Source organism: Methylobacterium fujisawaense (genome assembly GCF_039619325.1).
Classification (GTDB): Bacteria; Pseudomonadota; Alphaproteobacteria; order Rhizobiales; family Beijerinckiaceae; genus Methylobacterium; species Methylobacterium fujisawaense.
This window is the reverse complement of record NZ_CP155000.1, coordinates 3351670-3365703: the sequence shown is the minus strand read 5'-3', so window position 1 is coordinate 3365703 and position 14034 is coordinate 3351670. Positions and strand designations below refer to the sequence as shown.

9 protein-coding genes and 2 pseudogenes are annotated in these 14034 nt (G+C 61.7%); 6 read left to right on the top strand and 5 right to left on the bottom strand.

All coding sequences use genetic code 11. The features are described 5' to 3' along the window. Nucleotides 1-19 precede the first annotated feature (19 nt). Nucleotides 20-1234: an IS110 family transposase gene (locus ABC766_RS16000; protein ID WP_427902310.1), complete on the bottom strand. Its 1215-nt coding sequence runs from the start codon at nucleotides 1232-1234 to the stop codon at nucleotides 20-22. Nucleotides 1235-1506: 272 nt separating this feature from the next. On the opposite strand from ABC766_RS16000, the pseudogene ABC766_RS15995 reads away from it, so the two are divergent. Then, nucleotides 1507-1752, top strand: a pseudogene (locus ABC766_RS15995) (integrase core domain-containing protein); the annotation flags it as partial. Between the two features lie 109 nt (nucleotides 1753-1861). Here the strand turns inward: ABC766_RS15995 and ABC766_RS15990 are convergent. Next, nucleotides 1862-3145, bottom strand: coding sequence for an outer membrane beta-barrel protein (locus ABC766_RS15990; protein WP_427902242.1), 1284 nt, complete (start codon nucleotides 3143-3145; stop codon nucleotides 1862-1864). 677 nt (nucleotides 3146-3822) lie between these two features. On the opposite strand from ABC766_RS15990, the gene ABC766_RS15985 reads away from it, so the two are divergent. Together ABC766_RS15985 and ABC766_RS15980 are read left to right on the top strand one after the other, a co-directional pair. After that, nucleotides 3823-4671: a Crp/Fnr family transcriptional regulator gene (locus tag ABC766_RS15985; RefSeq protein ID WP_345818920.1), complete on the top strand. Its 849-nt coding sequence runs from the start codon at nucleotides 3823-3825 to the stop codon at nucleotides 4669-4671. A 239-nt stretch (nucleotides 4672-4910) separates the two neighbouring features. Continuing rightward, complete coding sequence (locus tag ABC766_RS15980; RefSeq protein WP_345818918.1) at nucleotides 4911-5123, top strand: dodecin; 213 nt, start codon at nucleotides 4911-4913, stop codon at nucleotides 5121-5123. Between the two features lie 808 nt (nucleotides 5124-5931). Here ABC766_RS15980 and metB read toward each other — a convergent pair. Both metB and egtD read right to left on the bottom strand, forming a co-directional pair. Continuing rightward, nucleotides 5932-7095: a cystathionine gamma-synthase gene (gene metB / locus ABC766_RS15975; RefSeq protein WP_345818916.1), complete on the bottom strand. Its 1164-nt coding sequence runs from the start codon at nucleotides 7093-7095 to the stop codon at nucleotides 5932-5934. Nucleotides 7096-7537: 442 nt separating this feature from the next. Continuing rightward, the gene (gene egtD / locus ABC766_RS15970; RefSeq protein WP_345818914.1) at nucleotides 7538-8491 is read right to left on the bottom strand and encodes an L-histidine N(alpha)-methyltransferase; all 954 of its coding nucleotides are present in this window, start codon (nucleotides 8489-8491) and stop codon (nucleotides 7538-7540) included. A 570-nt stretch (nucleotides 8492-9061) separates the two neighbouring features. Here egtD and ABC766_RS15965 point away from each other — a divergent pair. From ABC766_RS15965 to ABC766_RS15955, 3 genes and pseudogenes are all read left to right on the top strand, one after another. After that, nucleotides 9062-9397: pseudogene (locus ABC766_RS15965) on the top strand (IS5/IS1182 family transposase); the annotation flags it as partial. Nucleotides 9398-9726: 329 nt separating this feature from the next. Further along, nucleotides 9727-10332, top strand: coding sequence for an XRE family transcriptional regulator (locus tag ABC766_RS15960; RefSeq protein ID WP_345818912.1), 606 nt, complete (start codon nucleotides 9727-9729; stop codon nucleotides 10330-10332). An 867-nt stretch (nucleotides 10333-11199) separates the two neighbouring features. Continuing rightward, nucleotides 11200-12669, top strand: coding sequence for an MFS transporter (locus ABC766_RS15955; RefSeq protein ID WP_345818911.1), 1470 nt, complete (start codon nucleotides 11200-11202; stop codon nucleotides 12667-12669). A 610-nt stretch (nucleotides 12670-13279) separates the two neighbouring features. On the opposite strand, the gene ABC766_RS15950 is transcribed toward ABC766_RS15955, so the two are convergent. Next, complete coding sequence (locus ABC766_RS15950) at nucleotides 13280-13891, bottom strand: TniB family NTP-binding protein (protein ID WP_345822774.1); 612 nt, start codon at nucleotides 13889-13891, stop codon at nucleotides 13280-13282. Between the last annotated feature and the right edge of the window lie 143 nt (nucleotides 13892-14034).

Here is a 14034-nt window from a genome sequence, read left to right as displayed (position 1 = left end):
GAGCCCTGCCGCGCAGCCTCTATCGGCGCACCTCAGTTGCGGCGCCCGTGCGCACCTTCTTGGGCCCTTGCGGATTCCAGCCCGTCACGAAGCGGGCGTAGACCGTCTCAGCCTGTTCGACCCAGCGCCGCTCCCCATCGCGGTGGCTCTTGCTGTTGTAGGCGTGAGCTGCCCCCTTCTGACCGCGAGCCGCCTTGTAGCCGGCCCTCAGCTCAAGATCGCGAAGCTTCTTCGCGTGAAGCGAGGGGCGGGCCCAGACGTAGCTCTCGCTCTTGGTCAAAAGATGCCAGATCACGACCGCGAGCTTGCGGGCGGTTGCGACAGCGGCAACGTGCTGGCCGCGTCGCGCCCTGACCCGCAGGAAAAAGGCTCGGAGTGGGCCTGGAGCGCGGGCTGCGGCCCAGGCGGCCTCGACCAACATGCCGCGGGCGTGACCGCGACCCTGCTTGGTGATCCGGCCGTGGTGCGCGGGTCCCGGTCCTGATTGCCGCACGCTCGGGTTCAGACCGAGGTAGCTGACAAGCTTTTGCGGCTCGTCGAAGCGGGTCACCTCGCCGATGGCCGCTGTCAACGCAAGCGCCACCACCATGTCGATGCCGGGGACCGTCATCAGTCGCTTGACGCTTTCGTCAGCGAGGGCCGAACGGGCGAGATCGCGCTCGATGACCTTCAGGTCCTCGCCAAGCCTGTCAAACTCGCGCAGGTGCCGCTCGATCGCGAGCCGTTCGTCCTCTGGCACGACCTGTTCGACGAGCCAGGCCCGGCCCTTGGCCCCGCAGAGGTCAGCGTGGGGACAGGATGGGATCAGGTGGCTGTGCAGGATCGACTGGATGATGTTTTTTAGCCGGGATCGCTGCCGGACGATCTGGTTGCGGCGGGTAACCTGCCGGCGCAGCGCCTGGGTCGGCTCGTCTGGAACCCACACCTCCGGCAGGAACCCGCTCGCGTAGAGCTGCGCCAGCACGCCGGCGTCGATCGTGTCGGTCTTGATCTTGGCATGCGCGATCATCCGCACCTGCATCGGGTTGGCGATCACCACCTTCTTCACGTGCGGCGCGAGAACCGCCACAACGGCCGAGGCATTGCCGGTGGCCTCAACGACCACGACGTCATCCGCCGAAAGTTGCTCAGCGAAGGCGGTCAGAAGATCGCGACGCATGTCGACGCGACCCAGCCGCCTCAGCTTGCCATCATCCCACGCTACCGCTTCCGCGAAGGCGCGGTGAATATCCAGTCCGATAATCCGCATGCCCACTCCCCATGATGGTTCGTCGACAAAAACGGGAGCTGGCGGGCAACACGACACCTACTGATCCGCGCTCGCAGCGCATCCGGGAAAGTCGCAAGGGGCGGCCATGTAACGAGTTCGGGCTCTCAGCCCACTGTCTATCGACGGCCTGCCCGCACCTTCGTGCTCCCGGTGCCCCGCGTCCCAGATGGGCTCACCATAATGCCGTTCTCCGGGGAGAGCAGCGGAACGAGAAGGCACCGCACAGGTACATACCGGATAACGGTCAAGTCGAGCGGATGAACCGCACGATCAAGGACGCCACGGTCAAGCGCTACCATTACGCCAACCATGACGAGCTCCGGCTGCACCTGCAGCTGTTCGTGGACGCCTACAACTACGGACGCCGGCTCAAGACCCTGCGCGGCCTCACGCCCTACGAGTTCATCTGCCAGACCTGGACGAAAGAGCCCGAACGCTTCAGGCTCGATCCGTCACACCACATGCCGGGACCGAACATCTAGATACAGACGCGGGCGGACTCTTGCTCCCTGCCGGCCGCGCAGACGCTGCCAGCAATTCACCACGCAGCCGCATCGCTCCGCGGCCGCGCTCGGAAGTGGCCTGTTCGGTTCAGAAGGTGAAGCCGGCCTCGACCATATAGCGGTCCTGCTTTCTCACGTTGCCAGTGCGGCCAAAGCCGGTGCCGAGCGTGCCGGAGGCCAGATCGCCGATCTGGATGCCATATAGGTCAACGTGCGAGTACTCGCCGCGAACGAAGAAGCGGTCGAAGGTGAAGGTTGGCGTGATCGTGTAAGACGCCGCCGAGCTACCCGCGCCATAGAGCAGGTTGGTGGTGATGCCCGGGTTAAGCCGGCTGCCGTTCTGAGCGATGTACTCGACGCGACCGCCGATCGAAAACCAATCGGTGAAGTTGTAGGCGACGAGCAGGGCGCCGCCGTAGGTCTCGGCGCCCGCAAGCCCGAGGCGTGCATCCCGGTCGACGCTCGTGAACTGACCGTAGGGCGTGATCGTCCACGGGCCATTCGTGTAAGTGTAGTTCACACTGACGATGCTGCTGTTCTGCAGAGTGACTGGTGTCGCGACCTGAAACTTTGAGCCGCGGAACCGACTGTCAAAGTTCTGGAAATGGGTGCCGCCGTTGATGCCGATTGTGCTGTTATCGTCGATCTTGTAGGTGATGAGGCCGGTTACCCAGTTAAGATCACCGGAAAAAAAGCCGTCGGTGACCGCAATCGAGGCGTTCCACGGTCCGCTCGAATAGTTGAGCTGTACACCCTGATTAAGGAAAATTTCCTGGTTGAACAGCAGGCCGCCCGAGATGTTGATTCTCTGGTACGTGAACAACCCTTCCGAGCCGATGTTTCCGAACATCCGGCCACCCTGAACTGACCATTCGTCGTTGATCTGGTATTTGCCAAATGCGATCGGCACCGGTCCGAAAAACTGTGTATTCTGGTCGAATGAGGAGTAGAGTGGGAAGCCGAGTAGCGGGAACGAGTAGAGGCCGGCCTGAACGTAGAACTGGAACGGACCGTCGGCCTTCTGCACCGTGGCCATCAAATTGGTGAAGTCGACCCGATTCTGCTCGTCGCGTCCCGAGTTCAGCGGGACCGGGAAGACCGGTGAGAGTGGGCTAAAAGGGGGTGAAAAGTGATAGGCCATGCCGGACACAGCGCCGCCGACGTAGATGTCGCCGATCGCCGTCTCGAGGCAGGCAGGGTTCGGATTCGCCTTGATGGTTGGCCCGTAGACGGGGATTGAAATCGCAGCCTTGCAGTGCTCTGCGGCAACAGGGGAAGGCGCAACGGTCGCAATGTCAGCCGCGCCCGCTGTCGTACTGACCAGGGCCAACGCTCCGAAAGAACACCCTGACCACTTCGACACTCCTATCATCTCCAGGTCCCCCTTCGCGACTTCATGCGCGCTTGGCCCAGGCGCGACCGGGCCTTCGGCGGATTTCCTCACAGTCACAGGCTAAGCTCAAGAGGAAAAACCTGGCGTTGACCCTTTCACCGCATATCAATTCCGACGTGTCGCAATCGGGCAACGGCGGTTCGTACAAATCGGCCGATATGAGTCGCTGCGGTTGGTGTCCTAACGATCGATTTCGCCCTTTGCGAATACATCTGAGCCTTGGAGCGAGCCGCACTAGGGCAGATGCCGCAGAGCATCGTCACTTCGCATTGGTCGTTGAGCCGAGGACAAGTGGCAAATAGATATGAGCGCGCGTGTTCCGGATCAGCTGCACTCAATAACGTCACGAACAATTTCTATTGTCTGCGTGTCTCTGGCTGTTTTCGACTGCGCAATGAGATCGAGTCGACGAAGCATTCGAGAAGTTGAGTTCTGAACGGCTAGCCAGACATGATGGTTTTTTCGCGAGCGAACTCGCCTGGCTTGTTTACTTTATTCGATCCCTCCGTCGCGCCACGCGCATGAAGAGAGATCGCGCGCGAAGCTCCTGCTGCCCTATGCCGGAGGATCAAGTTGACAGCCCTGCGATCCTGGTGAGAAACTAAAATTCCGACTGGGAATGTGACGTACACAGGTTGCGGCCGAGTAGCCATTCCATGAACCACGATACCTCGAACGCCGCCGGTACGGGGCGGATCAGCGGAGACGAGCTGCTGCGCAGCCGCTTGGTCGCGCGATTGGAGCAGGCTGGCCGATTGTCTGAAGTGGAGCGACAGGCGCTCTACGATCTGCCTTTTCGGGCGCGAGCGGTTCCCCAGCACACTGACGTCGATGTGGACGGCGCGTCCCAGAGCGTCCATCTGATCCTGAGCGGCATTGCCTGCCGCTACAAACTTTGGCCAGGGGGGACACGTCGCGTTATCTCTCTGATCCTGCCAGGGGACCTCTGCGACGGACACCGGCCCCTACCCTTTATGCTCGGCAACACGGTTGGAACTCTTACCCCCTGCAGAGTGGCCGAGATTCCCCGCCAAGCCATAGCGGATCTAATCGAGGTCTACCCACGCATCGCGCGGGCTTTCTGGTGGATGACATTGGTCAAGCTCAGCATATTTCAAGAGTGGCTGGCGAGTACCGGGCGAGCGGCCGACAAGCAGTTGGCCCACATCTTCTGCGAGCTCCTGGTCCGACTTAGGACGGTGGGATTGGCAGACGAGACCAGCTTCGAGCTCGGTTTGACCCAGGGAGACATCGCCGACGTAGTCGGGATCTCGCCGGTGCACGCCAACCGTGTGCTCCGATCCTTGCGGAACAGTGGCCAGATCGTGTTCGACCAGCGCCGCCTTACCATCCCCGACTTTGAGCGTCTCAAGGCCCTCGCTGAATTCGACCCAGCTTACCTGCACAACGGCGCCGAGTTTGGCCGATCCCTCTGCATGCTCGCGACCAGCGCCCGTCGCGACGCGACTTGTGACCGTAGGGCCGGACTCGTAGCCTCCCCATAGTGCGCCGCTCGGCTCGTTGATGTCACAGCACTCCCAAAGGGGTATGCTTATTCCAAAACACGCATCTCAGTCGGTGGGGCATCTAAGTTACAAGGCCGCGCCAGAACGGCTCGTCGAACTGGCGCGGACTTACGAAGAGCATCGTTGCATGTACGTAAATCCCATTGGCCGGTTTTGGCTTGAATGGAAAAAACGTCGGAGTGCATAGCCGCAAAAATCTCACTTCAGAGGAGCAATCCATGTCAGAACATGTTTATAAAGTCACGGAGCTGGTCGGATCTTCTACGATTTCGATTGAGGAAGCGATTCAGGCGGCAATAGGTCGTGCAAGCGTTACGCTGCGCAACTTGCGCTGGTTTGAGGTACTAGAGACACGCGGGCACATCGATGCCGGAAAGGTTCAGCACTATCAGGTTACGCTGAAGGTCGGATTCACCATGGATGATTCGTGATCGACGGGCCTACGCGGAGGATCTCCGCTGAGCTTGGCTGTTATCGGCTTTGTCAGCTCTGCTTGTCCTGCCGCTGAAATCGGCTGCCTCCGGTTATAACAAGTCGTAGGCAATTGCATGCTCTGCAATTCGTTGCTTTTGCGCTGCGGCTGAATATTCCGCTTGAGGCGCCCTGCGCACCGCGGCGGAGCAGAAACAAAAAGAAAAGAGCTTCGTCGGCCGGAGCCGACGAAGCTGAGTCCTTGGGAGAAACCATGAGACCGGCAGAACCATCGCCCGACTGCGCAAGTCCCAGAAGGAAACTAGCATGCCTGTCAGGAAACGCAAGGCGACGTGAGTGAATTCGCTTGGACGGAGGTAAAATGTTGAGGCGGCTTCGGTTTCTCCGAAAGGAGCCGCGGCCTATGACAGGCACGGCAGTATAGGGAGCTTATTTCAGTTCTTTGCGGGGCAGCGGCCGGTAGCCGTGCCGCTTGATACGAGGAAGCATCCCGGTCTTTTGGGCACGACGTCAGCTTTGACGTGACCGGCTTGCATTGCACTGGGCTGATCCAGGTGTGCCGCTGTGGGTCGTGGCTGCTCCAGCCATGTTTCCGTCAACACATACGAAAGGCGGGTGCAAAGCTTTTGATCTCGGCCGATTGCAACCAAGCTCCGATTCGCTGTCCGGGCCGGATCAAAGCCGATCACTACTTCATCGGGCGGCTCTGGGCGAGGCTGGAGGAGCGGCGAGTCATTGCCGCCCGCCACAAGATGACCGCCACCAGCTTAGCAGGCATCCCCTGCCCCGCCGCAGCACTCGATTACCTCAGGTGCTGGCGACTGCCTCCAGCGCCCGGGACAGATCGGCCAGCAGATCGGCCTCGGCCTCGAGGCCCACCGACAGGCGCAGCAGCCCGTCCGTGATTCCGGCGATCGCGCGCGCCTCCGGATCCATCGCGGCATGCGTCATGGTCGGCGGGTGGGCGACCAGGCTCTCCACCCCGCCCAGGGACTCGGCCAGCGTGAAGACCCGCAGGGCCTCGACGAAGCTTTTCACCGCCTCGCGCCCACCCGCCAGTTCGAAGCTCAGCATGGCGCCGAAGCCCGCCTGCTGCGATCGGGCGAGGGCGTGCCCCGGATGCGTGGTCAGACCCGGATAGTGCACGCGGGCCACCGCGGGCTGCGCGTCCAGGAAGGCGGCGAGGCGGCCCGCGTTCCGCTGCTGCTGCTCCACCCGCACGAACAGGGTGCGCAGGCCCCGGAGCGTCAGGTAGGCGTCGAGGGGCGAGCCGGTGACGCCGATCGTGTTCGCCCAGGCGGCCAGCTCCTCGCCCACAGCCTTGTCGGCGGCGATCACCGCGCCGCCGATGACGTCGGAATGCCCGTTCAGGAACTTCGTCGTGGAATGCACGACCAGATCGGCCCCGAGGGCGATCGGCTGCTGCAGGGCCGGCGACAGGAAGGTGTTGTCGACCACCGCCAGCGCGCCGACGGCCTTCGCGTCCGCGGTGACGCGCCGGATATCCACCACCCGCATCAACGGGTTGCTGGGGGTCTCGATGAGCACGACCTTCGGCCTCTCGGCCAGCGCCGCCGCGAGCGCCTCCGGGTCGGTCTGGTCGACGAAGGTCACCCGGTAATGGCCCCGGGCGCTGCGGAAGCTGAGCAGGCGGTGCGTCCCGCCATAGCAATCATGCGGGGCGACGAGCAGGTCGCCCGGTCGCAGGCTCGACAGGGCGAGGTCGAGGGCCGCCATGCCGCTCGCGACCATGACGGCCCGGGCGCCGCCCTCGAGCTTGGCGATCGTGTCGGCGAGCGCGTCGCGCGTCGGATTGCCGAGGCGCGAGTAATCGTAGGGGCCGGCCTGCTCGAAGGCCGGGAACTTGAAGGTCGTCGACAGATGGATCGGCGCGATGACGGCCCCGAAGGCCGCGTCCTGGGCCACGCCGTTGGCCGCCGCGACGGTGCGGGCTGCTAATCCCTCTGACATAAGATTTTCCTTTTAGAATTCGCCTCTGAGTAGATCGTTCTCGCTTGAAAGTTGGTGTTCGTGTGGGGGTAATCACCATGCTGTCTAATGCTGCCGCTGATTAGCAGCGATGAAGATTGCAAACCGTTGGGTACGTCAACCAGTGCGCTGCGAATCTTCTATGTTTGGTCTGCCCTGACGAACTCACGCCTCCAGATCGGGCAACTCATGTCCCAATAGCTCAGCAGCGCGCGCACGAGCCAGCATAGCTCTAATGCGGTGATCGCGGGCTACGCGCTGGAGGTTACGAGCAGAATCCCGCCTGCCTTCAACGACGTTCGTTGCGCCCGCCCTTGTGAAGGTATCCGCAATCTGGTCCAAAAGCTCTGCCTCACCTAAAAGGCTGAGAATGCGATCATGTTCCGTCACAATCCCAGTCCCGCTTCTCACAAGCTCACATCAGCTAGCATTCAAGTAGATGCAGGCACGAGCTTCCAATATCATCCTGCCAGAATTCACGGACCTTCCAGCCTGCGCTCGAAGCAAGGGCGTGGAAATCCTCTGGGGTGTATTTATAGGAGGTATCCGTAAGGATGCTGTCCCCCGCTTCAAACGGTATCGACTGGGCACCAAGATGATATTCTGCTGATGCGCGTGCCACGAGGTGCGCCTCTACTCGATCGGGATGGCGGAATAGCCGGATGGTGTGATCGAAATTCTCGACATCGAAATCAGCGTCGCACTCGCGATTCAAACGTGCGAGCACGTTCAGGTGAAAGGCTGCCATCAAGCCGTCCGCACCAGCATAGGCTTGTTTTAGTCGCGCGGCATCCCGGGTTCCATCTGTACCGATAAGAAAGAGACTTGAGCCGAGCGTCGTTCTTGCGTGCTCGAGAAAAATTCTCGCGTCGTCGGGGCGAAAATTTCCAATGCTGGGGCCGGGGTAGAATCCCAGAACTGCACGTCCAGATAGGTTCAGCGGCACATGCACGGTTTCAGTGTAATCGGCGCAAACCGGAATCATTTGAATGGCTGGATAGTCAAACTTGAGCTGTTGAATTGCCGCATTTAGGTATTCGCGAGAAATATCGATTGCAACGTAGGTGTGTGGCTGGATCAGGGCGTCCAAAAGGGTGCGGATTTTACGGCTAGCGCCGCTACCAAATTCCACAACAGTCGCGCTTGGGCCGATGCGGTCCGATATATCTGACTTTATAGCGGCTAATAAACTCAGTTCCTGCCGGCTAGGATAGTAGTCATTATAGTGACAGATCCGATCATAGAGGTCGGATCCAATATCATCCCAAAGATACTTTCCTGGAATGGATTTCGGTCGGCTCGTCAGTCCTGATAGCGCATCTCGCAGCATGTCCGCGTGCTCGCCTTCAATCTGGGTGCCTTCTTGATTGACCGACATGCTGGTTCTCTTCTTAGCTGACACGTTCGGGGGGGCCGGAGTTAGGAGCACCTCGTGCCGTAACCAAATCGCCGTCTGTTGCGGCAATCCGAGAGTCCGTCCACCAAGGTCGTCACTCTGCTACTACTCCCATGGTGTTTCATTGAGTCTCTCAACGGCTCGGCTACTCCCCGGAATGCCAACGAGTGCAGATTGAAATCGCTCCTGTGGGCAACCTCCCCGAACCTACCAGCGAGCAAGAGGATGAAACCGGCTTTATATTTCTTAGAGGGAATTGACGGTTCTTACAAGGAACGATCGCGCGGCCGAGGTGCGTCGTGAGGCACCGATCCCGGCATGTTGCTCATTGCTGGGGCGCGACGGCGCCCCGTTGTTTGCTCCGAGATAGTCTGCCCCAGACCGCGCCGGGCGCAGCCTTGGTTTTGCGGCCCTCAATCAGCTGCACACGTGACGTGCCACCGAGCTCGAGGCGCAGGGCGTCAATGGACCCTGGCGTCGTCGGACGAGTACGTTCGTCCGTCCCGTCGGCCGCGGCGGTGCAGTTGAATTGACTGAATATGGACGGGCCCGCTCGACCTCAATCCGCAGCTGCCTGACCTCCGGGATTGGGATGGAGTCATGCCGGTGCTGCGCCTGTCGCGCCGGATCTTTCCGTTCGTTGCCGCGATGTCTGCTCTCGCCGGCTATGTGGGTGACAGGGTTGCGACAGCCACGAACATGGCCGTTGAGATCGTGCAAAGGCCACCCGGACAGGTCGGCTTCACCGTATATCCGCGTAGGTAAGTGATCGAGTGCTTCTTCGCCTGGATCAGCCGCAACCGACGCCTCTGAAAGGGGCCGGGGGCAGCGCTCGCCTCCTTCGCAGCCTTCCTCTACGCCGCAGTGGTCCTGATCTTCGTTAGGCGCCCTGCTCAGCTTGACCTCTCGGACAGCCTCTTGCGCTTTGTGCTTAGATGCCTGAGCAGAGTGCGTGGGCCAACCTGAGGTCGACCGTCAACCTCACGTACGTTCCGCATCAATCTGTTTAGGCGCGAGCCCTGCGCCTCACAAGATTATTGCTCAGAAAAATCAAACGTTTGCGCGTCGCCGCCGCGCGCTACCAGACAGATCCCGGCAGCTTCCTGGCCAGTGTCAGGCTCGCACTCAACGGCGGCTAACCGCGAACTTTATGGTTTCGCGGCCTAGTGGTACTCTCGGGCGTCGCTTCAATTTCGTGCACTGGACCAACTAACCACATGCTGAACACCGCGTCCAACGCGCCTACCGATGAGAGACGGACTCTCGAGAAGGCTCTAGGCCATCAAATTCGTTTACTTCGGCGTGAGCGTGATCTTTCAGTGGCCGATCTGGGCACGGCCGCCGGCATATCGCCTGGCATGGTTTCCAAGATGGAGAATGGGCAAATATCTCCGTCGCTTTCGTCGATCAGCGCGATCGCCAGCGCGCTAAACGTACCCATCACGGCTTTGTTCTCGGCCTTTGAGGAAAATCGAGATTGCTCCTACGTCAAGCGCAATCAGGGTGTCGTCATTGAGCGTAGCGGAACGAAAGTCGGGCACGTCTACGAATTGCTTGGCGCTAGTTTGCGGGGTGAACTCGTCATCGAGCCCTATTTGATTACGTTGAAACAAGACGCTGAGGCCTACACTAGCTTCCGCCACGCAGGCGTAGAGTTCATCTATATGCTGACTGGAGAGGTGGTGTACCGACACGCCAATCAAGATTACCATCTTGCGCCCGGAGACTCGCTCTTATTCGATTCAGGAGCTCTGCATGGACCTGCGAAATTGGTCAAAACCCCAATGACGTATCTTTCAATTATTGTCTACCCTAGAAAGTAATCAGCATGTCCGGGTCGCGTCACGCTCGCAGGAATCCATGCGATCGTGAGGTGTTCCTCGACAACATGGGTAAAGATCGATGCTGGCTAGTATTCGGCTAAAAAAATCGAGCGCGTAGCGAAGGAATTTCGATTGGTTCCGCTGAATGTTCGATTCGCTCGTCTGATGAGACAGATTTTAGCCTCGGTGCGGCGAGGCCGAGAGATCCAGGTGCAGGGCGGCATTCCGAACGCGCGTCTGTCGTTTCTCATGGGCTGTTCTGACACCGGGCGGGCACACGCGGTTCGGCCGCATCCTGTACCGGGCCTCACCCCAGGTGCAGTTTGGATTTCGCTGATTTCCTCGTGAGAGGGACGGAATGATCTGGAGCTATCGAGCCGCGAGGGACTGATCGAGCCGGTGCTACGGCTGGAGCGTCCGGGGGATCCTCGTGAGCCTCCTCCAAGCCGCCGCAACGGGCCGCGCGAAGGCAAAGCCTGGCAGGGTCAAGCCAGGTTCAAAGGGCATAGGCGGGGCTAAGCCACGATCCCGATGCGGGCGCCGCGCGACGTCCCAGCCGCTGCTCCGGCTGTGTCGGCGACCTGCTCAGGGCTCTTGAAGCTGAGACCCGTGATTTCTCGGTTCCGTTTTACGCGAGGCGCAGCCGGAGGCACTTGTTCGCGCCGATCAGGCAGACGCCCGGCCACCCTTACTTCTCTCGGGCTCTCGGGTTCACAGGACTGGGTGGAACGCATATGCGGCAGAGCGCGATGCCGTCGCATGCTCGTGGCGAGCAGGGGCACGATATCGCCACCCGCCACGCCCGTGTACCGGTTTCCTCCGACCGTTTCAGCCTGCCATACCCATCGTAGTGGGCCCGATCTAAGAATGGCGCCGATGAACCTACCTCTGCGGCGGGTGTTCCCGCCCATCCTGCTTCCAACCTTCCTCGCCGTGGTGGACGGCACCATCGTCACAGCAGCGCTGCCTGCCATGGCCGGTGCGTTCGGCGACGTGGAGCGGGTATCCTGGGTGGTCGTGTCCTACCTGGTTGCCAGCACTGTGGCGGCGCCTGTCTACGGCCGGCTCGGAGACGCCCTCGGGCGGCGCCGCCTCCTGGTGACGGCTTTGGCGCTGTTTATCGCGGCGTCTGTGCTCTGCGCCTCGGCGCCGGGCATCTTATCGCTGGCCGGCGCGCGTGTGCTGCAAGGTTTCGGCGGCGGCGGCCTGATGGTGCTGAGCCAGGCGCTGCTGGCCGAGAACGTACCGCGCCACCAGCTCGGCCGGGCTCAAGGCGTCATGGCCGCGGTTATCGTGACTTCATCCACTTTCGGGCCGGTGGCGGGCGGGGCTCTGACGCAGGCCTTCGGATGGCCTTCGGTGTTCCTGGTGAACCTGCCGCTCGGGCTGCTGGCCATGCTTCTGGCGATGCGGCTACCCGGACGTCACGGCAGCGGCGACCGTGGCAGGTTCGATTGGCCGGGCCTGCTTCTGTTCGCCGGGTCGGTGGTGCCGCTGCTCTTGGCGCTGGAGGAATTTCAACGCGTCGAGCCCACCACACTGTTCTGCGCGCTGGGCGAGATCGGGCTGTCCCTGGTCTGCCTCGTGTTGCTGGGGCGGCAAGAGCGGCGGGCGAGGCAGCCGCTGTTTCCATTGGACTTGCTCCGGCGCCCGGCCATGTGGCGGGCGAACGCCATGGCCGCTTGCTCTGGCGCATTGATGGTCAGCGAAGCGACGATCCTGCCGATCCATCTGCGTGCCGTGGATGGCGCCTCGGCCGGTCAGATCGGCCTGATGATGCTGCCACTGACGACGACGGTCGGGCTGGGCTCGCTAATCACGGGGCGACTGGTCTCGCGCACCGGGCGCGTCGCCATCTTCCCTTCGGTGGGACAGACGGCGGCAGCGTTGGGCTTGCTCGTCGTGGCGTTTGGGGCGGGGCACGCCGGCGCGGTGCTCGGCCCGTGGGGCCTGCCGGCGATGCTGGCGCTCGTGGCCGTGTTCCAGGGTTCGGCAATGCCGGTCGCTCAGATCACGATGCAGTCCCAAGCCCCACCCGCTATGCTGGGGGCTGCGTCGGCATCCGTGCAATTGTCGCGCTCAGTCGGCTCGGCGGTCGGCGTCACCATCGCAATCGGGGTGCTGTTCGTGACGCTGGGCCGAAGAGGCGGGATCGCCGATGCGTTCGCGGATGCGGTGCGACACGGCCCCACCGTCCTGGCGAGCTTGCCCGAGGCACAACGCGCCGTGGCAGAGGCCGACATCGCCAATAGCTTTTCCGCCGCTTTTCTGGCCATCGCAGCCTTCGCTGTAGTGAACGCTGTGCTCGCTTGGACCCTGCCGCTGCGGCGGTTGTAGTGTAGATCAGCGGCCATGGCCGCTGCGATCGATCATTAGCGGCCTGGCGGGAGGGCCCATGCCGCGAGGTTGGGTTCGACCACGACAGCCGGCCCTAAGCGTGGCGCGTCGGGTCGCCGGGTGGCATACCCCCACTCGTCATCGAAGCCAGCAGATTCTGACCTTATCAAAACCTTCCGTCTTGCCGTTTTGGAGGATTATTCAGACGGTAGAAGCGGTTCTGGCAGCGGCGGCCACGACATCAGCGGGTACGGGCACAGCCACCATGCAGTAGCGTCGCAAACGGCCCGGTCCAAAATCCCGATCGGGACAGTTTGCCAAAGACCGTTGCAGGGCCAGAAAACTATCTTGCCTTTCCTATAAGGAATGGTATTTTCCCTCTGGGATTGGCTGCCATGCTGGGTGTGGCCGATTTCTAGACGTTCTGCAACGACTTAGGAGGGCGAACTAGTGGCTGTGAAGTTGTTGTCGCCCGAGTTCCCTCACACCGTCATCGTCCCCTGTACCGACGAAATGCTTCCGGAGCGCCTGTCTCACGCGTGGCTGCTCGGATCCTGCGGCAAGGATTGGACTTGGGGGCGGGCAGGCTTGGAACAGCTGCGGTTCTCCTTCAAGCGCGAGACGGACAGCGCCAAGTTCCGGCTCCGCACGCTCCCTGAACGCCGGCCACCCGCGGTCTTGCCGGGCTAAGGGTAGCTTGTGGCGCGGGCCGCCCTCCGGATTGCTCTATTCCGCGGGACGGCGGTGCGCTGATTCGAAGTGCTCGAGACGCGTGGGCACTCAAGCTTTTGACCAGCAACAACCGGTCGCGCTGGGCCAAGCGCGTGATGTTGTGCACCTCGTCGATCATCAGCATGCGCACCTGCAGTTGATCCATGATCGCGCAGGTGTAACGCATCAGGTTCTCGCTTCGTCGCGGCGGCGCGCAGCGCATGCTCTCCAGGATCGCCTCCCAGAACGCGGCCTCGTTGTTGTCGCGCGGCATCTCGATGAGCACGACCGACATCGGTCGGTCGCCCGGCCGTCCCTCGTCGTCGCGCAGTCCGGGCGGCGTCCCGTGATGCGCCATGAACGTCCCCAGGATCGTGCTCTTGCCGTTGTTGCTGTCGCCGGCCAGCAGGCAGTTCTCCACGCGCCGCGCTCGGGCGTGACCCAGGATGCTCGCCAGGTGATCCATCGCGGCGGTCGCGGCGGGGTATGGATGGGCGAGCCACCACGGGATGTCGGGGACGCCATTGAGCCTCTGCGAGATCTGACCCTAGTCCATCTTGCGAGGGCCCAGCGCGGTGAGATTGGCGGCCAGCTGAGCGCCGAACCAGCCGGTCCGCTTCAAGGCCGATCTACGTACAGCTTGAGGGCCGAGGT

What these genes read in the sequence shown, in the direction of transcription:
- ABC766_RS15985 (WP_345818920.1), top strand. Translation starts at nt 3,823, where the DNA reads ATGAACCACGATACCTCGAACGCCGCCGGTACGGGGCGGATCAGCGGA.
- ABC766_RS15990 (WP_427902242.1), bottom strand. Translation starts at nt 3,145, where the DNA reads ATGATAGGAGTGTCGAAGTGGTCAGGGTGTTCTTTCGGAGCGTTGGCC.
- ABC766_RS15960 (WP_345818912.1), top strand. Translation starts at nt 9,727, where the DNA reads ATGCTGAACACCGCGTCCAACGCGCCTACCGATGAGAGACGGACTCTC.
- ABC766_RS15955 (WP_345818911.1), top strand. Translation starts at nt 11,200, where the DNA reads ATGGCGCCGATGAACCTACCTCTGCGGCGGGTGTTCCCGCCCATCCTG.
- ABC766_RS15980 (WP_345818918.1), top strand. Translation starts at nt 4,911, where the DNA reads ATGTCAGAACATGTTTATAAAGTCACGGAGCTGGTCGGATCTTCTACG.
- metB (WP_345818916.1), bottom strand. Translation starts at nt 7,095, where the DNA reads ATGTCAGAGGGATTAGCAGCCCGCACCGTCGCGGCGGCCAACGGCGTG.
- egtD (WP_345818914.1), bottom strand. Translation starts at nt 8,491, where the DNA reads ATGTCGGTCAATCAAGAAGGCACCCAGATTGAAGGCGAGCACGCGGAC.